General features: G+C 72.6%; 19 protein-coding genes. 11 read left to right on the top strand and 8 right to left on the bottom strand.

Going from position 1 to position 23356, the window contains the following annotated elements:
• The first annotated feature begins 41 nt into the window (after positions 1 to 41).
• The 3 genes from nirD to A3Q40_RS09725 are packed head-to-tail and all read left to right on the top strand — an operon-like array spanning position 42 to position 2403.
• Positions 42 to 443, top strand: coding sequence for a nitrite reductase small subunit NirD (gene nirD / locus A3Q40_RS09735; protein ID WP_068101854.1), 402 nt, complete (start codon positions 42 to 44; stop codon positions 441 to 443).
• A complete protein-coding gene (locus A3Q40_RS09730; protein ID WP_082833850.1) occupies positions 440 to 1648 on the top strand; it encodes a uroporphyrinogen-III synthase in 1209 nt (402 codons plus the stop codon). Before nirD ends, A3Q40_RS09730 begins: the two co-directional genes overlap by 4 nt.
• Positions 1645 to 2403 (top strand): sirohydrochlorin chelatase, encoded by a 759-nt coding sequence (locus tag A3Q40_RS09725; RefSeq protein WP_068101849.1) that lies wholly within the window; start codon positions 1645 to 1647, stop codon positions 2401 to 2403. Before A3Q40_RS09730 ends, A3Q40_RS09725 begins: the two co-directional genes overlap by 4 nt.
• Here the strand turns inward: A3Q40_RS09725 and A3Q40_RS09720 are convergent.
• Together A3Q40_RS09720 and A3Q40_RS20195 are read right to left on the bottom strand one after the other, a co-directional pair.
• Positions 2345 to 4135, bottom strand: a complete 1791-nt coding sequence (locus A3Q40_RS09720) for an NTP transferase domain-containing protein (protein WP_069972925.1) — start codon at positions 4133 to 4135, stop codon at positions 2345 to 2347. The two genes, A3Q40_RS09725 and A3Q40_RS09720, sit on opposite strands and share 59 nt — an antisense overlap.
• 9 nt (positions 4136 to 4144) lie before the next feature.
• Positions 4145 to 4357, bottom strand: a complete 213-nt coding sequence (locus A3Q40_RS20195) for a hypothetical protein (protein ID WP_068360200.1) — start codon at positions 4355 to 4357, stop codon at positions 4145 to 4147.
• On the opposite strand from A3Q40_RS20195, the gene yczR reads away from it, so the two are divergent.
• Complete coding sequence (yczR, locus tag A3Q40_RS09715; RefSeq protein ID WP_068105804.1) at positions 4356 to 5831, top strand: aminotransferase-like domain-containing protein; 1476 nt, start codon at positions 4356 to 4358, stop codon at positions 5829 to 5831. The genes A3Q40_RS20195 and yczR overlap by 2 nt on opposite strands.
• Positions 5832 to 5880: 49 nt before the next feature.
• Here yczR and A3Q40_RS09710 read toward each other — a convergent pair whose 3' ends face one another.
• Positions 5881 to 6678 (bottom strand): alpha/beta fold hydrolase, encoded by a 798-nt coding sequence (locus tag A3Q40_RS09710; protein WP_068101843.1) that lies wholly within the window; start codon positions 6676 to 6678, stop codon positions 5881 to 5883.
• A 51-nt stretch (positions 6679 to 6729) separates the two neighbouring features.
• Here A3Q40_RS09710 and A3Q40_RS09705 point away from each other — a divergent pair, with 51 nt between their 5' ends.
• Positions 6730 to 10221: an ATP-dependent helicase gene (locus A3Q40_RS09705; RefSeq protein WP_068101840.1), complete on the top strand. Its 3492-nt coding sequence runs from the start codon at positions 6730 to 6732 to the stop codon at positions 10219 to 10221.
• A 49-nt stretch (positions 10222 to 10270) separates the two neighbouring features.
• Positions 10271 to 13675 carry an ATP-dependent helicase gene (locus A3Q40_RS09700; protein WP_068101837.1) on the top strand — a complete coding sequence of 1135 codons (3405 nt, stop codon included), beginning with the start codon at positions 10271 to 10273 and terminating at the stop codon, positions 13673 to 13675.
• Here the strand turns inward: A3Q40_RS09700 and A3Q40_RS09695 are convergent.
• Entirely contained in the window at positions 13635 to 14066 is a 432-nt protein-coding gene (locus tag A3Q40_RS09695; protein ID WP_068105801.1) for a DoxX family protein, read from the bottom strand. The two genes, A3Q40_RS09700 and A3Q40_RS09695, sit on opposite strands and share 41 nt — an antisense overlap.
• Before the next feature lie 134 nt (positions 14067 to 14200).
• On the opposite strand from A3Q40_RS09695, the gene A3Q40_RS09690 reads away from it, so the two are divergent.
• Together A3Q40_RS09690 and nudC are read left to right on the top strand one after the other, a co-directional pair.
• Complete coding sequence (locus A3Q40_RS09690; RefSeq protein WP_068101834.1) at positions 14201 to 15271, top strand: potassium channel family protein; 1071 nt, start codon at positions 14201 to 14203, stop codon at positions 15269 to 15271.
• 76 nt (positions 15272 to 15347) lie between these two features.
• Positions 15348 to 16220, top strand: coding sequence for an NAD(+) diphosphatase (nudC, locus tag A3Q40_RS09685; protein WP_068105796.1), 873 nt, complete (start codon positions 15348 to 15350; stop codon positions 16218 to 16220).
• 34 nt (positions 16221 to 16254) lie between these two features.
• On the opposite strand, the gene A3Q40_RS09680 is transcribed toward nudC, so the two are convergent.
• The gene (locus A3Q40_RS09680) at positions 16255 to 16482 is read right to left on the bottom strand and encodes a mycoredoxin (protein ID WP_068101829.1); all 228 of its coding nucleotides are present in this window, start codon (positions 16480 to 16482) and stop codon (positions 16255 to 16257) included.
• Positions 16483 to 16647: 165 nt separating this feature from the next.
• Here A3Q40_RS09680 and A3Q40_RS09675 point away from each other — a divergent pair, with 165 nt between their 5' ends.
• The 3 genes from A3Q40_RS09675 (at position 16648) to A3Q40_RS09665 (ending at position 19593) form a co-directional block, all read left to right on the top strand.
• Positions 16648 to 18747 carry an ATP-dependent DNA helicase UvrD2 gene (locus A3Q40_RS09675; protein WP_068105793.1) on the top strand — a complete coding sequence of 700 codons (2100 nt, stop codon included), beginning with the start codon at positions 16648 to 16650 and terminating at the stop codon, positions 18745 to 18747.
• Between the two features lie 197 nt (positions 18748 to 18944).
• On the top strand, positions 18945 to 19148 hold the full coding sequence (locus tag A3Q40_RS09670; protein ID WP_139203815.1) for a hypothetical protein: 204 nt from the start codon (positions 18945 to 18947) through the stop codon (positions 19146 to 19148).
• Positions 19149 to 19275: 127 nt separating this feature from the next.
• Positions 19276 to 19593: a WhiB family transcriptional regulator gene (locus A3Q40_RS09665; RefSeq protein ID WP_068101822.1), complete on the top strand. Its 318-nt coding sequence runs from the start codon at positions 19276 to 19278 to the stop codon at positions 19591 to 19593.
• Between the two features lie 3 nt (positions 19594 to 19596).
• On the opposite strand, the gene A3Q40_RS09660 is transcribed toward A3Q40_RS09665, so the two are convergent.
• The 3 genes from A3Q40_RS09660 to A3Q40_RS09650 form a co-directional block, all read right to left on the bottom strand.
• Entirely contained in the window at positions 19597 to 20907 is a 1311-nt protein-coding gene (locus A3Q40_RS09660) for an ABC1 kinase family protein (protein WP_068105787.1), read from the bottom strand.
• A gap of 18 nt (positions 20908 to 20925) precedes the next feature.
• Entirely contained in the window at positions 20926 to 21807 is an 882-nt protein-coding gene (locus tag A3Q40_RS09655) for a TOMM precursor leader peptide-binding protein (protein ID WP_068105790.1), read from the bottom strand.
• 67 nt (positions 21808 to 21874) lie between these two features.
• The gene (locus tag A3Q40_RS09650) at positions 21875 to 23293 is read right to left on the bottom strand and encodes a zinc-dependent metalloprotease (RefSeq protein ID WP_068101819.1); all 1419 of its coding nucleotides are present in this window, start codon (positions 23291 to 23293) and stop codon (positions 21875 to 21877) included.
• Positions 23294 to 23356 lie beyond the last annotated feature (63 nt).

Below are 23356 nucleotides of genomic sequence, written 5' to 3'. Positions count from 1 at the left end.
CCCGTAGAACTGGCTGCGGGTCACCACTCCAGGAGGTATCCATGACCGTCATCGATTCCCGTCCCGTTGCGTCGCACTCGACCGACCGGTGGGTTCCCGCCGCGCGCCTGGACTTTCTCGTTCCCGGCCGCGGCGCCGCCGTCCTGCTGCCGAACGGACGGCAGGTGGCCGTCTTCCGGTTGAGCGACGACAGCGTGTACGCCGTCGACAACATCGACCCCTTCGGGTGCGCCGCCGTGATGTCCCGCGGCCTGGTGGGGGACCGGGCCGGCGAGCCGACCGTCGCCTCGCCTCTGTTGAAGCAGGTATTCTCGCTGGTGGACGGCCGTTGCCTCGACGAGCCCACCGTCATTTTGGACACCTACGAGGTCCGGGTGCGCGACGGTCTGATCGCCGTCGCGGACCGGCCCCGCACGAGCGGAACGGAGTACTCCACGCCGTGACTCGATCGTCCGACCCCTCCTCTCCGGTGGGAGTGGCCGACCCCGACCGCCCGCTGACCGGGTTCCGGATCGGAATCACGGCAGCGCGCCGGGCCGACGAGCTGGCGACGCTGCTCACGCGGCGGGGCGCGGAGGTGCTGCATGCGCCGGCCATCCGCCTCGTGCCGCTGGCCGACGACGTCGAACTCGAGGCTCGGACCCGCGAGATCGTCGCCGCGCCGCCGGATCTGACGGTCGCCACCACGGGAATCGGGTTCCGCGGCTGGGTCGAGGCGGCGGAGGGATGGGGCGTGGCGGACGAGCTGCTCGGCGCGCTCTCGGCCGGGCGGGTCATCGCCCGCGGCCCCAAGGCCACCGGGGCGTTGCGCGCCGCCGGCCTGCGCGAGGAGTGGTCCCCGGAATCGGAATCCTCCGCGGAGGTGCTCTCGCACCTGCTCGCCGACGGGGTCCGCGGACTGCGCGTCGCGGTGCAGCTGCACGGAGCCACCACCGAGTGGGAACCGCTGCCGGACTTCTGCGACGGGCTACGCGACGCCGGCGCCACCGTCGTCCCGGTGCCCGTGTACCGGTGGGTGCCGCCGGACGACCCGGCACCGATGGACCGGCTGATCGAGGCGGCGGTCTGCCGCGAGCTCGACGCCGTCACCTTCACCAGCGCCCCCGCGGTCGCGTCGATGATGATGCGGGCGGCGGAGACCGGCCTGGTCGCTCCGCTCCAACACGCGTTCCGGACCCGAGTAGTACCGGTCTGCGTGGGACCGGTCACGGCCGGACCGTTCGACGCGATGGGCATTCCGACGACGGCTCCCGCGCGTGCCCGCGTCGGTGCGCTGGTGCGGCACGTTGCGGACGAGCTGCCGGCCCGCGTTCCCACCGTGCACTGCGGCGGCCACGCCCTGCGCATGCTCGCGACCACGGTGCTCGTCGACGGGGAGCCGCGTGCGGTGCCCCGCGCCGGGTTGGCCGTCCTCGACGCGCTGGCCAGTCGCCCCGGCGCCGTCGTGTCGCGCGAGGATCTGCTCGCGGCGCTGCCCGGCGGCGGGGACGACACCCATGCAGTCGAGACCGCCGTCGCCCGGCTGCGGTCGGCCCTCGACGCCCCGGGCGCGATCGCGACCGTCGTGAAGCGGGGGTACCGCCTGGACCTGGACCCGTCGCCCGACGACGGTGTCCCCACCGTCGACCACGAGGAGCGCGTGCCGTGACCGATCCTGTTCTGCTGCTCGTCGCCCACGGCACGCGCAACCCCGCCGGCGTCGAGACGATTGCCCGGCTGGCCGATGCCGTCTCGGTCGTCCTGTCCGATTCCGATTCCTTGCCCGGCCCGTCGGTGCGGGTGGCGTTCGTGGACGTTCTCGGACCCTCGCCCGCGGACGTCCTGCGGGACCTCCCGGCCGACGCCCCGGTGATCGCCGTTCCCGCGTTCCTCGCGTCCGGGTACCACGTTCACGCCGACCTTCCGCGCGAGATCATCGAGAGCGGTCATCGGCACGTGCACGTCACGCCGGCCATCGGCCCCGACCCCGCGCTCGCACGGGTGCTGAGCGAGCGACTCCGGGACACGGGTCTGCGACCCGGGGATCGTGTGGTGCTGGCCGCGGCCGGCTCGTCGGACGTGCGAGCGCTGGCCGACGTCCGGACCGCCGCGGATCAGCTCGAGACCGTGGTCGGTCGTCCGGTCGAGGTGGCCTACGTGGCCACCGGGGAGCCCCGTGTCGCCGACGTCGTGGCGACGGCACGTGCCGAGGGCGATCGTGTCGTCGTCGCGTCGTATCTGTTGGCGCCGGGGCTGTTTCACACCCGGCTCGGTGCGACGGGAGCGGCCGGAGTGACCGAACCGCTGGGCGTGCACCCGGGTGTGACCGAGCTGGTGGTGGCCCGTTACCGAGCCGGGGTCGACCTCATCTCGGCGGCAGCGGCACGATCTCGACCGCATCGGTCGGCTCCCGGCCGGGACTGACCGCCGCCAGCGCGTCGCAGTCCACCAGCGCGGCCAGGTGGGCCGTGCGAACGGAGTCCGCGACGCGCCACCGTCCGTCTACCGTCGTCGTCGCGGGCAGGAGGCGCGTGACGGGGGACGACGAGATCGGGTGCGCCGGAAGGCCGTACTGGCGTCGCGGCGCGCGTCCGCCCGTGAGGGCTCGCGCGACGTCCGGCAGGATCGCGCAGGCGGTGGCCACCGCCGCGAACGGATTGCCGGGGAGTCCGATCACGAGGCGACCGGACGGTGTCACCGACACCGACGTCGAGCCGCCCGGGCGGCACGCCAGTCCGCGCACGATCGGACGGGCACCGGCGCGGGCCAGTGCACCGGCCAGCGGGTCTGCCGCGCCGAACCCGGTGGCGCCCACGATCACCACCACGTCCGCGTCGCCGTCGGCGAGCGCCGCGTCGAAATCGTCGTCGGTGTCACGGCAGCGGCGGGTCGACACCGGGTCCAGGCCGCACCACCGAAGGTACTGCGGCAGAACGGGACCGACGGTGTCGCGAATCGCCCCCGGCGGCGGGTCCACGAGGTCCGACAGTTCGTCGCCGGAGAGCACCACGTCCACGCGCGGCGCGGCACGGAGCGACACCGTTTCCACGCCCGCGGACAGCGCCGTCGACATCAGGGCGGGAGTGATCGGGTGACCGACCGGGGCGAGTACCGCCCCGAGGGCCCAGTCCTCGCCGACCCGTCGGGCGTCGTCGCGCACCGGGGCGTCGGGCCGTCGGCGGAGGTCGGCACCCGAGCGCACGGTGAACTCGTCGCGAATCACGGTGGTGCCGACGGGAACCGGTGCACCGGTGGCGATGCGGACCGCCCGTCCGTCGGCGACGGCGGTCGTCCCGCCGGCTCCGGCGGTGACGACGACGCGGTCGTCGACCACCCACGGTCCCGGTCCGGCCACCGCCCACCCGTCCATCGCAGAGGTGTCGAAGTGCGGGAACGGGCGCGCGGCCACCATCGGGTCCGCCAGGCACCCACCCGAATGATCGGACGGTCGGCCACGTCGACTCGGCAGGGGAGCGAGGCGAGCGCGGATCGCCCGACGCGCGCGGTCGAGATCAGGGAGCCGCTCGGCCCGGGTGCGCGCCGCCGCGAGGTCCTCGGGCGTGTCGACGTCCTCGACGTCGTCGAGGGCGAGCGTCGCCGTGGCCTGTGGCAGCGCCGCACGCACCGAGGGCCCGCGTTCCATGGTGTCGTCGACGCCGTCCAGCGCGGCGGCGACACCGCGCTGCAACGCGCCGCGGCGCCAGGCGCCGACCAGGTACTGGACGCGGCCCGCGCCGTCGGTGGCGAACACGGCGTCCGCCTCCCGGGAGCGAAGGGCGCCGACCAGGCTGCGCAGCGCGTTCTCGTGAACGAACGGCAGATCGGCGGACACCGTGAGAACCACGTCGTCGTCGGACGGAGTCGCGTACTCCTCGCCCCGGTCGATCGCCGCGAGTCCGGCGCGCAGTGCGCGGACGGGACCACCGAAATGCGGTGTCTCGCGGGTGAATCGGAGATCGGTCGCGGCGGGGGCATCGAGGTCGGGAGGGCGCGGACCGACCACCACGACCCGATCGCAGAACGCCGTGGCCGCCAGAGCGTGGCCGAGGAGTGTGCGTCCGTCGACCGTCGCGAGGACCTTGTCGGTGCCCGGCATCCGAGAGCCGCGACCTCCGGCGAGAACGATCGCGTCGACGCCAGGAGAGCGTTCCGGCATCACCCGAGCCTAGTGCAGGCGTCGTCCGTCGACCGCGTCGCCGCCGACGACGTGGCTACGCGGCGGGCCGGCCGGGGCGCATCGGCCACCGGAGCGCACCGTCGCTGCCGTGGCGAGAAGGGCCAGTACGAGGAGGAAGAGCAGTCCACCGAACATCATGGAATCGAGTGTGGACCGGTCGAGGGTGTCCGCGAGCGGTCCACTGTGCGAGAGTGGACTCATGACCGAACCGTCCCGCCTCCGGGAGTCCGTCACGGCCCGCACACTCGCGCAGAGCCTCGACATGACCGCTGTGCTCGGACGCGTCGGGCCGATGTACGCGAGCCTGGCGCGCGATCTGCAGCGGCTCGTGGAGGACGGTGCCGTCGCGGCCGACGCGCGCATGCCGTCCGAGCGCGTGCTGGCCCGCGTCCTCGGGGTCTCGCGGGTCACGGTCGCCTCCGCCTACCGGGAGCTTCGCGAGCAGGGCGTGCTCACGTCGGTGCACGGGGCCGGCACGTTCGTGGTTCCGCGATCGGACACCCGTCCCTGGGGCCGGCTGGTCACCGGTGACGGGCCCGACGTCCTGGAGTTCGTCAACGCCGCACCGCCCGCGTCGTCTTTCCTCGGCGCCGCGTACGAGGCAGCCGCCCGCGGGATCGCGACGACGTCGGCGCACCCCGGGTACGTGCCGGGTGGGGCCTTCCGCCTGCGGGAGGCGATCGCGCGGCGCTACACCGCTCGGGGTCTGCCGACGACGGCGGACCAGATCATGATCACCGCGGGCGCCACCGACGCGATCCACGCGGTGGTCGCCGCGCTCGTCGGGCCCGGTAACCGCGTCCTGGTGGAGCACCCCACGTACCCCGGTGCGCTGGACACGCTCCGTGCCGTGGGCGCGACCTGCATCCCCGTCGCCCTCGATCCGAGTGACCCGGACGCCTTCGTCGATGCCGCCGATCGTGCTGCGCGGCAGCACGATCCGGTACTCGCCTACCTCATGCCCGATCATGCCAACCCGTCCGGCACGGTACTGCCGACCGACACGCGTCGTCGCCTGGCCGCGACTCTCCATCGCCGCGGTGTGGTGACCGTGATCGACGAGGTGTCCGTCGACCTCGACCTCGACGGACACGGACCGACCGAACCGTTCGGCGCCCCGGTGCCCGATCGCGCCGCGGTGACCGTGGGGTCGCTCAGCAAGTCCGTGTGGGGCGGACTCCGGGTCGGGTGGGTCCGGGCCGACGCGGCGCACCTGGCCGCCGTCGCGACCGTCTACAGCGCGCGCCAGTTGACGGTGTCGCTGATCGACCAGTACGCCGCGATCGAGCTGCTCGGCGACTACGAGGCCGTCGTCGCGCATCGATGCGATCAGCTGCGGGCGAGCCGCGACGCGCTCACCTCCGCGCTGACCCGGTCGCTTCCGGACTGGTCGTTCCGGTCGCCGTCGGGCGGACTGTCGCTCTGGTGCACGCTGCCCGCGGGGGAGCGGTCGACGGAGCTCGTCGATCGCGCGCGGGAGCGTGGCCTGATGCTCGCCCCCGGAACCCGATTCGGCACCGGTTACGCGTTCGACGACTGCCAGCGCATCCCGTTCACGCGCACTCCCGAGGAGATCGAGGACGCCGTGGCCGTGTTGGCCGAGCTCATGGGTGGCGCGAATGCCGGCCCGCGGGAACGGGTCCCGTCGCGCGCGGTTCCCGAGGCGGTGGTGTGACCGTGGTCCACGAGCGGATCGGTGTTACTGACGCGGCGCCGCCGCGGTGTCACTGACGCGGCGCCGCCGCGGTGGTCGTGAGCAGGTCGGCGACGATGGCCGCTGATTCCGGACCCTTCGCCTGCGGGACCATGTGGTCGCAGTCGAGATCGACGAAGGTGACGTGGTCGAGCTCCGCGGCCAGTCGCTCCCGGCACGCGTCCGACAGGTACGGCGGGTGCACCCGGCTCGCACGCACCACCACGGTCGGGACCGACGCGGGCGGCACGGCCATCGGGCGCGCCAGTTCGCCCCAGGACCCCACCACGGCCGCGGTACTCGTGCGCCACCGCACCCGACCGTTCTCGGCGTCGATCAGATGCTCCGCGAGTTCCTCGTCGAGCAGCTCGGTCGGGACGTCGTTCCAGGCGCCGTGCACCTTGTCCGAGCGGGCCTCGTCCGCGTCGGTGTAGTCGTCGTGTCGTACGGTCGATTCCGCGACCTCGAGCAGGCTGTCCGGCGGTAGTTCGGCCGCCGGGTCGAGCAGTACGAGCCCGGTGACGGCGGCGGGCTCGGTCCGGGCCAGGTGCAGAGCCAGGGCGCATCCGTAGGAGTGGCCGACCACCACGGCGGGCCCGCCGCCATGGGCCGCGAGGACCGCGGACAACCGGGCCACCTGCGCCTCGATGGACCACGGCGGTGTGTACGGGGCGTGTCCGTGACCGATGAGGTCCGGCGCGATCACCCGCGCGTGCGGCAGGTGCTCGCTCCATGCCCGCCAGCGTCGACCGTGCCCGGTCATGCCGTGCACGGCGAGCACCGTCGGGCCGTCGGTGGGGCCGAAGAGATGAACGGACGGGTCGGTCATCGAAGCTCCTCGCGCGGCGGTCGTGTCGGACCCCCATGATGCAATCGCGGCATGAGGGAGAGGACGTCGGGTGGCTCGGCCGGGGCGCCGGTCGCGGGCGCGCGCTTGGTGCGCCCGCTGCCCGTGGAGCGGGTCGAGCGTCGGTGGCCGGTGGACTGTGCCTCGCTGTTCGCTCCCGGTGACGCCGGGTTCCGGCGGGTACTCGGCGGACCGGGGACGGGTAAGACGTCGCTGGTGGCGGACGTCGCGGTGGCTCGTATCCGGGACGAGGGGGTCGATCCGGAATCGGTGCTCGTCCTGACCCAGTCCCGTCGTGCGGCGGTCGACATGCGGGAACGCATCACCGCGGGGCTCTTGGCGCGCGGGGAGAGCGCGTCCGTCCGGCGGGCCACGCGGGAGCCGCTGGTGCGCACCGTGCACTCCTATGCCTTCGCCGTGCTGCGGTTGCAGGCATCCGCCCACGGCAATCCGCCGCCCCGGTTGCTCACGAGCGCGGAGCAGGACTCGATCGTGCGCGAGATGCTGCAGGGGGAACTGGCCGACGGCGCGGCGCGGTGGCCGGAGCACCTGCGACCGGCGCTGGGGCTGTCCGGCTTCGCCTCCGAGGTGCGGAACCTGGTGCTCCGGGCCGCGGAACGCGGTCTGGGCCCGGAGGATCTGGTGAAGCTGGGTCGCCGGCACGCGCGGCCGGCCTGGGTCGCCGTCGGACAGTTCGCCGCGCAGTACGAGCAGGCGATGGTCCTGCGTGGGTCGGTCGGGGTCGAGACGCCGGAGGCGACGTCACCAGGCCTCGACGCAGCGGAACTCGTCGGCTCGGCCCTCACCGCGTTCGCCACCGATCCGGACCTGCTCGCTCGCGAACGCGCGCGGATCCGCCACGTCCTGGTGGACGACGCGCAGCATCTCGATCCTCAGGCCGCCACGATCGTGCGCGCCGTCGCGTCCGGGGCCGGGACGGTGCTCGTCGTGGGGGACCCGGACCAGACCGTGTATTCCTTCCGCGGCGCGGACCCGGCGTTCCTCCTGGAGGACCCGGAGACGCGAATCGTGTTGACGCACAATCATCGTGCCACCGCCGCGGTCGGCGCGGCGGCCGCGGAGGTTGCCCGGAACCTGCCCGGTCGCTACGACCATCGCGGCGCATCCGGGTATCGCGACGACGTCGTCGTCGACCGGTCCGCTGACCCGACCGCCGATTCGGTCGACGACGCGGTGATCGGCGGTGCGGCCGACCCGTCGAGGCGGACCCGCGCCGTCGCACCGGCGCGGGTGGTCGTCACCACCTCGGCCGCCAAGGAGGCGGCTGTCGTGGCGGACACCGTGCGTCGGGCGCACCTCGGCGACGGTGTCGCCTGGTCACAGATGGCCGTGATCGTGCGATCGGTGCCCCGGTCGGCGGCCCCGCTGCGGCGGGCGCTGCTGGCTGCCGGCGTTCCCGTGGTGACTTCGGCCGCCGCCCTGCCGTTGTCGCGGCAACGCGGGGCGGCGTCCCTGCTCGGGGTGCTGCGCGCCGTCGCCGCGAGCCGGAGCGCGGATCCGGCCGGTGCGGCGGACTTCACTGTCGACGATGCGTTCGCGCTGCTCGAAGGCCCCATCGGCGGGGCCGACCCGCTGTCCCTTCGCCGTCTGCGCCGGGGCCTGCGCCGAGCGGAGGTCGCTCGGGGCGGAGATCGTGACTCGGCGGACCTGGTCCGCACCGCCGTGCTCGGCGACGGCAGCTCCGGTACCGCCCTGCTCGGCGACGGCAGCTCCGGCACCACCTCGCTCGACGTCGGCTCTCTCGTCGACACGTTGACCGACGTCGAGGCCGCGCCCTTGCGCCGAGTGCGCAAGGTGGTGCGCGCCGCGGCCGCGGCGGTCGGTCCGGACGGGCGCCGGGTGGAGGACGCGCTGTGGGCCGCGTGGACGGCGACCGCGCTGGAGCGGCGCTGGGTCGCGGCGTCGGCGCGGGGCGGCCCGCTCGGCGCCCAGGCCGACCGCGACCTCGACAGCGTGGTCGCGTTGTTCGACACCGCCGCGTCGTACGTGGACGCGCTTCCGCGCAGCACCCTGGGCGGCTTCGTCGATCACGTGCTCGACCAGGAGATCCCGGCCACCGAGGGGCGCCGCGCCACCGTCGTCCCCGACGCGGTCCGAATCGTGAGCGCCCACGCGGCGGCCGGACGTGAGTGGGACGTCGTGGTCGTGGCGGGGGTGCAGGACGGGCTGTGGCCGGCGCTCCGTCCGCGCGGAACGCTGCTCGGTGTCGAGGACCTGCTCGACGTCGACGCCGGTGTCACCACCGCCGCGGGCGACGTCGACCGCCGACTGTCTCGCACGGCACCGCTGCTGGCCGAGGAGCGTCGCCTGTTCCTGTCCGCCTGCTCGCGGGCGCGGGAGGCACTGCTCGTCACCGCGGTCGACTCGGTGACCGGCGGCGAAGAGACGTTGCGCTCCCGGTTCGTCGAAGAGCTGATCGCCTCCGGCCGCGTCCGGGCGGACGAGGGTGCGACGGGGACGCCGGACGGTGCGGACCGGATCGCGGACAGCCGTGTGCTGGCCCTGCCCGACATCGTGGCCGAACTGCGCGCGGTCGTGTGCGACGAGACGGCGGCGCGGGTGGACCCCGGGCGACATGCCCGGGCGGTCGGTGCGCTGGCTCGGCTCGCTGCGGCCGGCATTCCCGGTGCGCATCCGGACACCTGGTACGGCACCGGGGGCGCGAGCACCACGGCGGCCCTGTGGGTTGCGGACGGGGAGGACGGCGAGGGCGGGGCCGCCGTCGCGTTGTCGCCGTCGACCGTGGAGGTGTTGTCGACCTGCCCGTTGCGCTGGGCGCTCGAGCGGCACGGCGGTCGGGACGGCGACACCGTCCACGCGGTCACCGGCAACCTCGTCCACACCATCGTGCAGGCGGTCGCCGGGCGTGTTCCTGCGGAGGAAGTTCGCCGGGAGCTCGACCGGGCCTGGAGCGCAGTGGATCTCGGCTCGGAGTGGTACTCGCGACGGGAGCTCGCGCGGACGGCGGCCATGATCGACACCTTCCGCGACTGGATGCAGCGTTCCCGTGGCGAGTTGACCGAAGCAGGCGTCGAGGTGCCTGTCGACGGGGTGCTCGAGCCGCGGTCGCCCGACGAGCCCACGGTGCGGCTGCGGGGCCGGATCGACCGCCTCGAGCACGATCCGGACGGCCGCCCGGTGGTGGTCGACGTCAAGACGGGCAAGAACGCGGTGACCAAGACGGCCGCCGCCGAGCATCCGCAGCTGGCGACGTACCAGGTGGCGCTCGCGGCCGGCGCCGTCGAGGGCGAACCGGCGGCCGAACCCGGCGGTGGCCGGCTCGTCTACGTGGCGCAGACCCATCGCTCCACCGGTGCCGTGGAACGCACACAGCCCGCCCCCACCACGGAGCAGCTGGAGGAGTGGCGAGACACCGTCGTTGCCGCGGCTGCGGCCACGCGGGGGCCGACGTTCGAGGCGCGGGTCAACGACGGGTGCCGCCACTGCCCGGTGGTGGCGGCCTGCCCCGCGCAGGATCGAGGGCGGCAGGTGACGGAAGGATGACCGGTGACGGTGAAAGGTCGGGTGGCGGGGGCATGACGGGGGGCGACGCATGACGCGCGGCACCGCATCCGAGGAGCGCGTGGACGCGACGGTCGACCCCGCGGACCTTGCTCGTGCGCTGGGTCTGCCGACGCCCACGGACGAGCAGGCGGCGGTGATCGCCGCGCCGCGAGGGCCTTTGCTGGTGGTCGCCGGTGCGGGGGCGGGCAAGACGGAGACCATGGCCGCACGGGTGGTCTGGATGGTGGCCAACCGGTTCGTCCGGCCGGACGAGGTACTGGGCCTGACGTTCACCCGCAAGGCCGCCCAGCAGTTGGCGCAGCGCATCCGGCAGCGGTTGTCGCGGCTCGCGGGGTCCGACCTCGTCACGCGTCTGGATCCGAGCGGCGACCTCCGTCGGGACATCGTGTCCGGTGAGCCGGAGGTCTCCACGTATCACGCGTACGCCGGGCGGCTCCTCGACCGATACGGCATGGTGCTGCCGCTGGAACCGGCGACCTCGCTGGTCTCCGATACCGAGCTCTGGCAGATCGCGTTCCGGGTGGTGTCCGACTGGGACGGCCACATCGACACCGACAAGATCCCCTCCACGGTCACCCAGCAGGTGCTGGCGCTGTCCGGTCAACTGGCCGAGCATCTCGTCGAGCCGGCCGATCTTCCGGCGGTCCGCGATGCGCTCGCGATACTCGTGGCCACCCTTCCGCCGGGTCCTTCGCAGCGCGACGGGGATCCGACCAAGGCACTGACCACGGTGGTGTCCGTCCAGGACGATCGCATCGCGATGCTGCCCCTCGTCGAGCGACTGCACGAGGCGCTGCGGCGAGAGGGCCGGCTGGACTTCGGGCGGCAGATGTCACTGGCGGCGCGTCTGGCCGCCGACCACGCCGAGGCGGGACGCGCGGAACGCGAGCGCTTCCGGCTCGTCCTGCTCGACGAGTATCAGGACACCGGGCACTCGCAGCGAGTTCTGCTGTCCTCGTTGTTCGGCCGAGCGCAGGACACCGCGCTGTCCGTGACGGCCGTCGGCGACCCGATGCAATCGATCTACGGCTGGCGCGGAGCCTCCGCCGCCAACCTGCCCCGGTTCGTGACCGACTTTCCCGCCGCCCGGCGGCGTGGTGCCGCGGTACTCGCCGATCGACGGTTCCTTTCCACCAGCTGGCGTAACCCGCCGGAAGCACTGGTGCTGGCCAACGCGGTGGCGTCGCCGCTCCGCGAGCGAGGGGTCGCCGTCGAGGAACTCACGGCCCGGCCGGGCGCGTCGGCGGGCGATGTACGCCTCGCCCTCACCACCACGGCGGACGAGGAACGCGCCTGGGTGGCCGACGTCATCTCGCGGGAGTACGAGGACGCTCGACGTCGGGACGATCCGCCCCCCACCGCGGCGGTGCTGATTCGTCGCAACGCCGACGCGGAACCGATCGCAGAGGCCCTGCGCCGCCGCGGGCTCCCGGTCGAGGTGGTCGGGCTCGGCGGACTGCTGCGCACACCCGAGGTGGCGGACCTGGTCGCGGTACTGCGCATGCTCTCGGACCCCCTCGCGGGTTCCGCCGCCGTGCGGATCCTCACCGGGGCGCGATGGCAGATCGGTATCGCCGACCTGCGTGCGCTGTCCCGACGCGCCCGAGCCCTAGCCGCCGGTGCCGGCCACGGCCGCACGGGCGCGGTCACCGACGTCGACGATCTCGCGCAGGCGCTGGGCGACGTCCTCCCCGGGGAGCGCTCGGAGGAATCGGGACTCGTCGACGCCATCGCCGACCCGGGGGATCCGTCCCAGTACTCCGCCGCCGGGTACGCGCGGGTCACCGCACTCGGTGCAGAACTGCAGACGCTGCGCACCCGGCTGGGGCAGCCGCTCCCGGATCTGGTGGCCGACGTCGAGCGAGTGCTCGGGCTCGGCATCGAGGCCGGCGCTCGGACGCGCTACGCCGGGGCCGGCGGTGCCGCGCGTATCGCCGGGGGACGCGAGCACCTCGACGCGTTCGCGGACGTCGTCGCCGATTTCGCCGACCAGCGCACCGCCACCCTGGGCGGTCTCCTGGCCTACCTCGCCGCCGCCGACGACGTCGAGGACGGGTTGGAGCCGGGGGAGGTGGAGGTCGATCCGCATCGGGTGCAGATCCTCACCGTGCATGCGGCCAAAGGGCTCGAGTGGGAGGTCGTGGCCGTGCCGGGCGTGTGCGCCGGGGTGTTTCCCTCCACCCGTGGTCAGCCGACCTGGATGACCACCGTCGCCGAGCTGCCGCCCGACCTTCGAGGAGACCGAGCGCAGCCGGGCGAGGCGGCGGACGGTGTCCCGGTGCTCGACGTGTCGGATGCCGCGCACCGCGCGGACCTCGAGACCGCCATCGACCGTCACAAGAAGGCGCTCGCGGGACGTCGACTCGACGAGGACCGCCGGCTGTTCTACGTGGCCGTGACGCGAACCGAACGGGTTCTCCTGGTCTCGGGGCACCACTGGTCGCCGGGGTCGAGTCGGCCCAAGGGGCCGTCCCCGTTCCTGTCGGAGCTGAAGGCGCTCGCCGACGCGAGGGCCGACGCGGGCACCGTGGTCCGGTGGGACGACGCGCCGGCCGACGGCGCCGCGAATCCGTACGAGGACCGTGTGGTCTCCGCGCAGTGGCCGGCCGACCCGCTCGGGGTGCGGCGTGCCGCCGTCGACGCGGGCGCCGCGGCGGTCCGGGAGGCGATGGCGAGTCGGGCGGACGACCCGACCGACGGGACCGGCCCCGAGGCGGAACGGGACGATCCCGAGGGGTGGCACCGCGACATCGACCTGCTGTTGGCCGAGCGTGAGCGCGTCGCCCCGGGAATCACCGACGTGCCGGTCCCGAACACGCTGTCGGTGAGCCAACTGGTGGACCTGGTGGCCGATCCCGATCGGCTGGCCGGAACGCTGCGACGGCCGGTGCCGTTCGCGCCGAACCCGTTGGCGCGCCGTGGAACCGCGTTCCACGCTTGGGTGGAGCGGCGGTTCGGGGCCACCCGCCTGCTCGACCTCGACGAGTTGCCCGGCGCCGCCGACGGGGCGACCGGATCGGACGCCGATCTCGAGGGCCTCCAGCGTGCCTTCGACGCCTCGCCGTGGGCGCTGCGCAGTCCGATCGAGGTGGAGGTGCCGTTCGAGACGTCGGTGGGGGGTGTGGTGCTCCGGGGCCGCATGGACGCGGTGTTCGCCGACACCGACGGCGGATTCACGGTGGTGGACTGGAAGACCGGCGCCCGACCGACGCCGGCGGAGGAACGGGCGGTGGCACTGCAGCTCGCGGCCTACCGGGTGGCCTGGTCGGAGCTGGCCGGCGTGCCCCTGGACCGCGTCCGGGCGGCGTTCCACTACGTCCGGTCGGGAACCACGGTGGCGCCGCAGGATCTCCCGGACGCGGACGCTCTCGCCCGACTGGTGGGCTCCGCGGCTAGCGCGGACCCCGCGAGTACACCGACCACGCCTGCGTGAACAGTGGGATCTGCAACGGAAGCCGCAGCACCACACCGACTTTCTGCGCTGTCGACGTGCGGGTGCTCCGCAGCCAGAGCACGGCCATGTTCACGTTGGCCGGGAACACGGCCACGAAGAACGCGGCGGCGGCCGCACCGGACACCCGACGGGTGCGCGGCGCCGCGAGCCCGGCGGCCAACGCGACCTCCGCCGCTCCCGAGACGTAGGTGTACGTCCGGGCCGATCCCGGCAGCGCCCGGGGTACCTGGGCGTCGAACGGCGCCGGAGCGACGAAGTGCAGCACGCCGGCGCCGCCGAGGAGAACGGCGAGGCGCGTCGCGGCGGCGTCGGTGCGGGAGGAACTGCGTCGGAGTCCGAGTCGGAGTCGGGGGCGGGCGCGTCGGGTCATGCCGACGAGCCTGCCACGGGCGCAGCGGACGGGCTTCCGGTCGGTTCGGGTCACCCGGCCCTGCGCTCGGTTACAGTCGCATCGGTCGACGCGAGCGCGCTCGACGACGCCCGAGGAGCGAGGACGACCAGACGATGGCGGGACGGTTGCGTAGGCGGCTGCAGAACACCAACGCCGCGCTCACCGATCGGCCGGACTTCGCGCTGGTCGGCGTGCTACGCATCCCGGAATTCGAGTCGAGCCCGTGGCGGGCGATCTATCGCCGCATCGTCATCGCCCTGATCGTGCTCTTCGTCGCGGCCCTGGTGGTCTACGTCGACCGCGACGGATACGCCGACAATCAGGGCGACGACCTGTCGTTCCTCGACGCGTTCTACTACACGACGGTGTCGCTCTCGACCACGGGATACGGCGACATCGCCCCGATCACCCCGTCCGCGCGCCTGGTCAACATCCTCGTGATCACGCCGCTGCGCGTGTTCTTCCTCATCCTGCTGGTCGGCACCACCCTGGCAGTTCTCACCGAGCGTTCGCGGCAGGCGTTCAAGATTCAGCGATGGAGGCGAAACGTGCGCAACCACACGGTGGTCGTGGGCTACGGAACGAAGGGGCGGACCGCCGTCGACGCCATGCTGGGCGACGGGATCTCGGCGTCCGAAATCGTCGTCGTCGACACCGATCAGACGGCGTTGGACGCGGCGGCCAACGTCGGTCTGGTCACGGTGTACGGCTCCGCCACCCGCAGCGACGTCCTGCGCCTGACCGGCGCGCAGTACGCGGCGTCGATCATCGTCGCGACCAACCGCGACGACACCGCCGTGCTCGTCACCTTGACCGCACGGGAGATCGCGCCCAAGGCGAAGATCGTCGCGGCGGTGCGCGAGGCGGAGAACGTCCATTTGCTGCGTCAGTCGGGTGCCGATTCGGTGGTCGTGTCGTCGGAGACGGCGGGACGCCTGCTCGGCATCGCGACCACCACTCCGTCGGTGGTGGAAATGATGGAGGACCTGCTGACGCCGGAAGCCGGGTTCGCGATCGCCGAGCGTGAGGTCGAACGCGACGAGGTGGGCGGATCACCGCGCCATCTGTCCGACATCGTCCTGGGCGTGGTGCGGGACGGTCGCCTGGTCCGGGTGGGTGCGCCCGAGGTCGACGCCATCGAAGCCGACGATCGCCTGCTGTACATCCGCCGTGTGAGCGCCTGATCGGGGCGGCGCGGCGGGCGGCCGGGTGACGGCTCGCTAGGGTCGTGAGGTGTCCTTCGCACTCGTCACCGAGCCCATGCTGTCGCGGTCCCCGCTCGATCGGGCGGAGGAACTCCGCAAGGACTCCGACGCGTTGACGGCGGGATGGCCGACGGCGTCGGTGCTGCGCGTCGACCCGGTCGGCCGGGTCCCCGTCGCCGACGGGGCCGTGGCCATGATCCCGGCGACGGACGTCGCCGACGCACCGCCGACCGACGCCGTGTTCCTCGGCAGGGCCGAGGGTCGGCATCTGTGGGCGGTTCCGGTCGAGTCGCTCGGGGGCGAGACCACCGACCTGCGGTCCTTCGGAGACGTGCTGACCGAGTCCTCCGCCGGTGTCGTCGTCACGGCGGTCGCCCTGCTGAACTGGCATCGCAGCGCCCGCTTCAGTGCGCGGGACGGCTCGCCGACGAGACTGTCGGCCGCCGGGTGGTCCCGAGTGTCGGAGGCCACCGGGCACGAGGAGTGGCCGAGGTCGGATCCCGCGATCATCGTGCTGGTCCACGACGGCGCCGATCGGGTGCTGCTCGCGCGTCAGCCGACGTGGCCCGAGCGACGGATGTCCGTTCTCGCCGGGTTCGTCGAAGCGGGGGAGTCGCTCGAGACGTGCGTGGCGCGCGAGGTGCGCGAAGAGGTCGGTCTGGGCGTCACCGACATCGACTACCTCGGAAGTCAGCCCTGGCCGTTTCCGCGGTCCATCATGATCGGTTTCGCGGCGCGAGCGGATCCGGACGCGTCGCTCGCCTTCACCGACGGCGAGATCGCCGAGGCACGGTGGTTCCACCGCAGCGAGGTCGAGGCCGCGCTGGCCGCCGGTGACTGGGCGGCCTCGACGTCGGCGCCTTTGCTCCTGCCCGGATCGATCTCCATCGCGCGCGCGATGCTGGAATCGTGGGTCGCCCGCCCCTGATGCTTCCGGGCAGGGCGAGCCGGCGGCCTGGACCTCAGGCGATGCCGAGTGCCTTCCGCACCTGTGCCAGGGACGGGTTGGTGGCCGTCGTGCCGTCCGCGTACTTCACCGTGGGCACGACGTGGTTGCCGCCGTTCACACTGCCGACGAACTCCGCCGATGCCGGATCGGCTTCGATGTCGATCTCGGTGTAGGCGATGCCGTTCTCGTCGAGCTGGGTCTTGAGCCGGCGGCAGTAGCCGCACCACGACGTCGAGTACATGGTCAGAGCCGGTGCGTGCGAAGTGTCTGCTGTGGTCACGTTCGGTCAACGCGCGGCCGTGCCCGGATTGTTCCGTCCTGCGTGACCGGTGTCCGGAGCTCCGACGGTGCCCGGGTTCCTGTCGGAGGGGGCTGACATGATGGCCGGGTGACCGCAACCGACGCCGTGGAAGGACTCGACCCCGAGCAGTCGGCTGCCGTACTGGCCCCCCGCGGCCCCGTGTGCGTGCTCGCCGGCGCCGGAACGGGCAAGACTCGGACCATCACCCGCCGGATCGCCCATCTGGTGTCGGGTGGCCACGTCAAACCGAGCCAGGTGCTGGCGGTCACGTTCACCGCCCGCGCGGCCGGGGAGATGCGTGAGCGCCTGCGTCTGCTGGGCATCGCGAACGACGGCGGCCAGGTGCAGGCGCGGACGTTCCACGCTGCGGCCATGCGTCAGCTCAAGTACTTCTGGCCGCAGGTCGTGGGCACCACGGAGTGGCGGTTGCTCGACCGCAAGTTCGGCGTGGTCGGCCAGGCGGCGTCGGCCGCCGGAGCCTCGACCTCGACGGACAGCATCCGGGACCTCGCCGGGGAGATCGAGTGGGCCAAGGCCTCCCTGGTCGCCCCGCAGGACTACGCCGCCACGGTGGCGCGGTTGCGCCGGGACACGCCGACGGACGCGGACCGGGTGGCCGCGGTGTACGAGGGGTACGAGCAGCTCAAGAACCGGGATCCCGACGCCGTTCTGCTCGATTTCGACGATCTCCTGCTGCACACCGCGGCCGCGCTCGAGACCAGCCCGGCGGTGGCACAGGAGTTCCGCGAGCGCTACCGCTGCTTCGTGGTCGACGAATACCAGGACGTCACGCCGCTGCAGCAGCGCGTGCTCGATGCATGGGTGGGCGAGCGGGACGATCTCACGGTGGTCGGTGACGCGAACCAGACCATCTACTCCTTCACCGGGGCCACCCCGAAGTACCTCCTCGACTTCTCCCGTCGCTTCCCGGAGGCCACCGTGGTCCGGCTCGAGCGGGACTACCGCTCCACGCCCCAGGTTGTCGAACTGGCCAATCAGGTCATAGGGGCCGCGCGTGGCCGTATCGCCGGCACCCGCCTGCAACTGGTGGGTCAGCGTCCGACGGGGCCGGCGCCGACATTCGTCGAATACGACGACGAGGTGTCGGAGGCCGCCGGTGTCGCGCGGACCGTGCAGCGCTTGATTCGTGACGGTGTGCGGCCGTCCGAGATCGCGGTGCTCTATCGCATCAACGCCCAGTCCGAGGCGCACGAGCAGGCGTTGACCGATCTCGAGATCCCGTACCAGGTGCGGGGCGGGGAGAGCTTCTTCCAGCGTGCGGACGTGCGCTCGGCCGTAACGGCCATTCGGTCCGCGGCGGCGCGTGACGACCTTCCGGAGGACGCGCGTCGGGGGCCGGGCATGGTGCGCTTCGTCGAGGCCGTGCTGGCCCCGCAGGGGCTGACGGCCACCGAGCCCACCGGCGCGCAGGCGCGCGAGAAGTGGGCGGCGCTGCGGGCGCTCGTCTCGTTGACGACCGATCTTCTCGAGCAGGTGCCGGAGTTGGACCTCGACGGCTTGCTCGCCGAGCTGCGCACGCGGGCCGAGGCGCGGCACCCACCGACCGTGGAGGGCGTGACCCTGGCGTCGCTGCACGCGGCGAAGGGGCTCGAGTGGGACGCCGTCTTCCTGGTGGGGTTGGTCGACGGGACCTTGCCGATCAGTCACGCTCTTGGGGACAGCTCGTCGGCGCCGGACGAGGCCGCGGTCGAGGAGGAGCGGCGTCTGCTCTACGTCGGGGTGACCCGGGCCCGTGTCCATCTGGAGCTGTCGTGGGCTCTCGCACGCAACGAGGGTGGGCGCAAGTCCCGTCGCCGGTCGCGCTTCCTGGTCGACCTGGTGCCCGAGTCGTCGCCGGCCTCCCGCATCGCCGCGCCGGCGCCCACCCGTAAGCGGCCGGTCTGTCGGGTCTGCGGCTCGCCGGTGATCGGGACCGTGGCCACCATGCTGGGTCGGTGCGAGAAGTGTCCGTCGGACGTGGACGTTCCCCTGCTCGAAGCGCTACGGGAGTGGCGGTCGGCCACGTCGAAGACGTTGAAGGTGCCCGCGTACGTCGTGTTCAGTGACAACACCCTGACGGCCATCGCCGAGCAGCGTCCGCGCGACGACCGATCCCTCGTGGCCATCCCGGGCATCGGCGCGAAGAAGTTGGAGCGGTTCGGGGCCGACGTCCTCGCGATCGTCGGGGAGCGGGCGACCCGCTGATCGGTGCGGTCGGGGAACGGGCGACCCGCTGATCGGTGCGGTCGGGGAGCGGGCGACCCGCTGACCGTCGTTTGCGCAGGTCGAAAAAGAGTTGTGCGGTTCCGCCGGCCCGTTTACTGTCGTTCTCGTCCCGATCGCATCCGGTCGTGACTCGGCTCCGGCCGGTCGTTCAGTCGTCCTCGAGGGAGGTGTTCCCGGTGGAGATTCGCACCGCATTCGCCATCACCGCGACGCGTCGCGGCGGGAACACCGCTGCCGCTGCCTACCGCGGCGGGAACACCGCCGTCGCACCCGTGGTGTCTCGCGTCGCACCCGTGGCACTGCTGCCGCGTGGCGCTCGTGAGCGCCGGGTAGCTCCGGAATCCGTGATGACAGGACCCCTGCGGGAGTCGTCCGCCTAGGACACCCGCCCTGCCTGCCGGCCACGGATTCGTACCCACGATCCGTGGCCTTCGTCGTTCGAGCCTGTCTCGGCGCCGTCGCGGATCATCCCTCATCTCGTGACGGACGTCCGAACAGGAGAACGACGTGACTCTCGCACTCGACACGACCCGCGCCGACCATGCGTACGAGGTCGATGCCGGGCCCGCGGCCACCGGCGGCCGCGCTCTACCGTGCCATCGCGGCGATCCCGACCTGTGGTTCGCCGAATCTCCGGCGGCGCTCGAGCGCGCCAAGGCCTTGTGCGCCGACTGCCCGGTTCGCGCCTGGTGTCTCGAGGCCGCTCTCGAGCGCGCCGAGCCGTGGGGCGTCTGGGGCGGTGAAATCTTCGAGCAGGGCGCCGTCATCGCACGGAAGCGCGGTCGGGGCCGGCCCCGCAAGAACCCGGTGGCAACCGGCGCGTGAGCGTCAGTCCGCGAACCCGGGCATCCACTCGGTGAGGATGGCCATGTACGGGGCGGAGGCATCGAGCTGGGCGCAGATGCCCACCGAGCCCATCAGGACGCGGAAGATCACCGCGTACTGCGGAGGAAGGTTCAGGGAGCGGGCCGTGCGGAACTGAGGACCGTTGAAGTCCGCCGCGCGGCCCGCCGTCTCCTGCATCCACTTCCGGGTGAAGTGGAAGGAGTCGGTCTTGATCGGATCGGTGAACGGACGGAGGTAGTCAGCGATCTCCTGGTCGGTCACGGTGTGGCCGGGCAGGACGAATCCGGTGTCGCGCATGAGCGCGTTCAACTCGTCGAACTCCTCGTCACGGGACAGTCGCACCATCCGTCCGAGTTCGGGCGGGAGGCCGTTCGGCAGGGACAGGCAGGCGCCGAAGTCGATGATGCCGAGACGGCCGTCGTCGAGGAGCTTGAAGTTGCCGGGGTGGGGATCGCCGTGCAGCCGACGCACCCGCTGCGCCGATTCGAAGTGAAAGCGCGCCAGGTTCTCCCCGGCGGTGTTGCGCTGTTCGGTGGTTCCGGAGGCGACGACCCTGGACAAAGCGGTGCCGTCCATCCACTCGGTGATCACGGCTTTGGGAGCACTGGCGACGACCCGAGGAACGGCGAAGCGAGGATCGCCGTCGTAGGTGGCGGCGAAGGCGCGCTGATTCTCGCCTTCGATGCGGTAGTCGAGTTCCTCCTCGGTACGGGCCGACATCTCGTCGAGCACCGCCCGCACGTCGGTGCCGGGGGCGAGCGTGCCGAGCAGGCCGACGAAACGCGACAGGGTCTTGAGGTCGGCGCGCAGGGCGTCGTCGGCACCGGGATACTGAATCTTCACCGCGACTGCCCGGCCGTCCGACCAGGTGGCCCGGTGCACCTGACCGATACTGGCCGACGCCACCGGCTCGTCGTCGAACTCGGTGATGCGGGATCGCCACGCGGTGCCCAACTGCTGATCCAGCACGCGATGCACCGTCTTGGCCGGCATGGGCGGGGCTTCCGCCTGCAGCTTGGTCAGCGCTTCCCGGTACGGACCGGCCATCTCCTCCGGAACCGCCGCCTCCATGACGCTGAGCGCCTGGCCCAGTTTCATGGCGCCGCCCTTGAGTTCGCCGAGCACGGCGAACATCTGCTCGGCGGCCTTGGCCGTCAACTCGGCATCGATCTCCGCACGGTTGCCTCCGGCGAGCTTGCGTCCGAAGCCGAGGGCGGCGCGGCCGGCCATGCCGAGCGGAATGCTGGCGAGCTTGGCGGTTCGGGCGGAGCTGCTGCGCGGAATGTCGGGCATACGATCCATCATTCCGGATCAGGCGGGGGCGTGCCCGGAGCAGGGGCAGACCGGGTGCCGCCGCCAGCGTCGTCGACGCACCGTACCGGCGGCGGTGTCGATCTCCTGACTGTGACCCATCTCGAGCGGCGAGGGTCGGGTGTGCGTCGTCCGCTGCGAGAACGGCAGGCGGTCGCCGAGGAAATCGTGAACTCGCCCCACGGCGAACGCGGCCGTCGCCGTGAGCGTCGTCGGCGAGGCGGAGGCGGCGTGGCCGCCCAGTTGGGCTGCGAGGAACGGCCACTCGCGGTCGAGGTCGCACCGGGTCAGTTCCACGCAGTGCAGGCACGCGGTACGGCCGGGGACGACGAACGGTCCCACCACGCCGACGCCGTCGCGGCAGCGCACCGGGAGATGAGGGATGCCGTCGTGCATCAGGTGCCGGACCACGTCGGGCGGTGTCACCACCGAGTCGGTGAGCACGACGGCGGCGAGGTCCGTCGGCAGCGGGCGGGGGTAAGCAATCCGGTGATCGACGGCGGCGCCGCGGCGCAGGCTCGCGCACACGGCGTCGGCGAGGGGGCCGCGACCGACCACCAGCACTGCGGGGGGCGGGGGGTCGGCACCCGGTGGGGGCTGCCGGTGCAGGAACCCGGCCTCGTCCAGCACTCGCACCACGGCGGACATGGCCGCCGAGTCGACTCCGCGTTCGGCGGCCCGCCACAGCACCTCGGGCAGAGACCGCTGCCCGTCGAGCAGCCTCAGCGCGCCGATCATCGTGGCCGCGTCCAGTCCCGGCGGCGGGGCGAGGATCATTCGGGTGTCGGGCGACCACCCGATCTGCACGCGCTCGTCGCGCCGCGCGAGCAGAACCAGATGCGGTGTCAGGCGCGGATGCCCCGCGACGATCGTCTCGACCATGGCGGGCACTGTTGCACACGGACAGCCGGCCGTGCCGTCGTCGGCGGCCGGTTGTCCACAGGCGACCTCACACCGGCGCGGGGCCGCTCTCCGGACCGTCGCGACGATCGTCGTCGTCCGAATCCTGCTCCTGCGCAGTCTCTTTCGCGCGCCGACGCTCGAACTCCTCGAGCTGGGCGATGGGATCGTCGAACGTGCCGGTGTCCCCGCCGACGATGCGGTCGACGAAGGCAGCGTCGTCGTCCAGATCGGCGGCGGACGGAAGCAGATCCGGGTGGGCCCACACGCCGTCCCGTCCCTCGATGCCGGCGCCATCGGTCAGGCGCCGCCAGAGCTCGGCCGCTTCGCGCACCTTGCGCGGTCGCAGCTCGAGCCCGACGAGGGTGGCGAAGGTCTGCTCGGCCGGGCCGCCCGACGCACGACGACGACGCATGGTCTCGGCGAGGGCCATCGCACCGGGGATACGTTCGCCCAGCGCGGCCGCCACCACCGTGTCCACCCACCCCTCGACGAGGGCCAGGAGCACCTCGAGGCGTTCGAGGGCTGCCTTCTGTTCCGGCGTCGTCTGCGGTTCGAACGTGCCCTGCTGCAGGATCTTCTCGAGCTGGGAGGGGTCGGTCAGGGCGGAGGGGTCGATACCGCGAGCAGCCTCCTCGATGGCACCGAAGTCCATGCGGATACCGCGGGCGTACTCCTCCACGGTGGCGAGTACTCGCTGACGCAACCACGGCACGTGCGAGTAGAGGCGATGGTGTGCCGCCTCGCGGGCGGCGAGGAAGACGAGGACCTCGCGCTCGGGCAGCTCGGTGCCCTCGGCGAACGCGGCCACCGCCTCGGGCAGAAGGGCGGCGGTGTCCGCCGGTCCGAGCGGAAGGCCGATGTCGGTGCTGGTGAGCACCTCCTTCGAGAGCTGACCGAGAGCCTGGCCCAGCTGCGAACCGAAGGCCATGCCGCCCATCGAGCCCAGCATTCCGATCATCGGGCCCATCATCTGCTGGGCCTCGGGCGGCAGTGCCGACGTCCACATCCCCGAGATCTGCTCCGCCACCGGGTCGCACAGGCGCTTCCAGGTGTCCAGGGTGCGATCGAGCCACTCCTGCGGCGTCCACGCCTCGGTCCGCGCGGCACCGGCCGGGAGGATCGTGGCCTCGTTCAGCCATTGTTCGGCGAGATGGGCGGAATCGCGGATCGCCGTGCGCGAGCCTTCGCGCACCGGCGCCGTCGTGCCCATCTGCTGACGCGCGAGCTTGGCGGCGAGGTCGTAGTTCACCGGTCCGCTCTGCGACCCGCCCTGGCCCATCCCGCTGAGCATCTGACCCATCTGCGTGAACATCTGCCCGAGAGCGGCGGGGTCGAAGCCCTGCGCGCCCCCGCCGAACGCCGCGAACGGATTCTCCCCACCTCCCGAGCCGCGCGAGGGGTCGCGGCGGGCGGCGTCGTCGCCGTCGTCGTCGGAGTTCGAGAATCCGAAGGGAGTGTTCGCCATGCCCCAACGGTACTGGCTCGACCTCGCTGCGGACCCGGCCTCGGCGTGCGCCGAGCGCGAACA

The organism is Rhodococcus sp. PBTS 1 (genome assembly GCF_001620025.1).
Taxonomy (GTDB): domain Bacteria; phylum Actinomycetota; class Actinomycetes; order Mycobacteriales; family Mycobacteriaceae; genus Rhodococcoides; species Rhodococcoides kroppenstedtii.
This window is presented reverse-complemented; position numbering and strand designations above follow the sequence as displayed.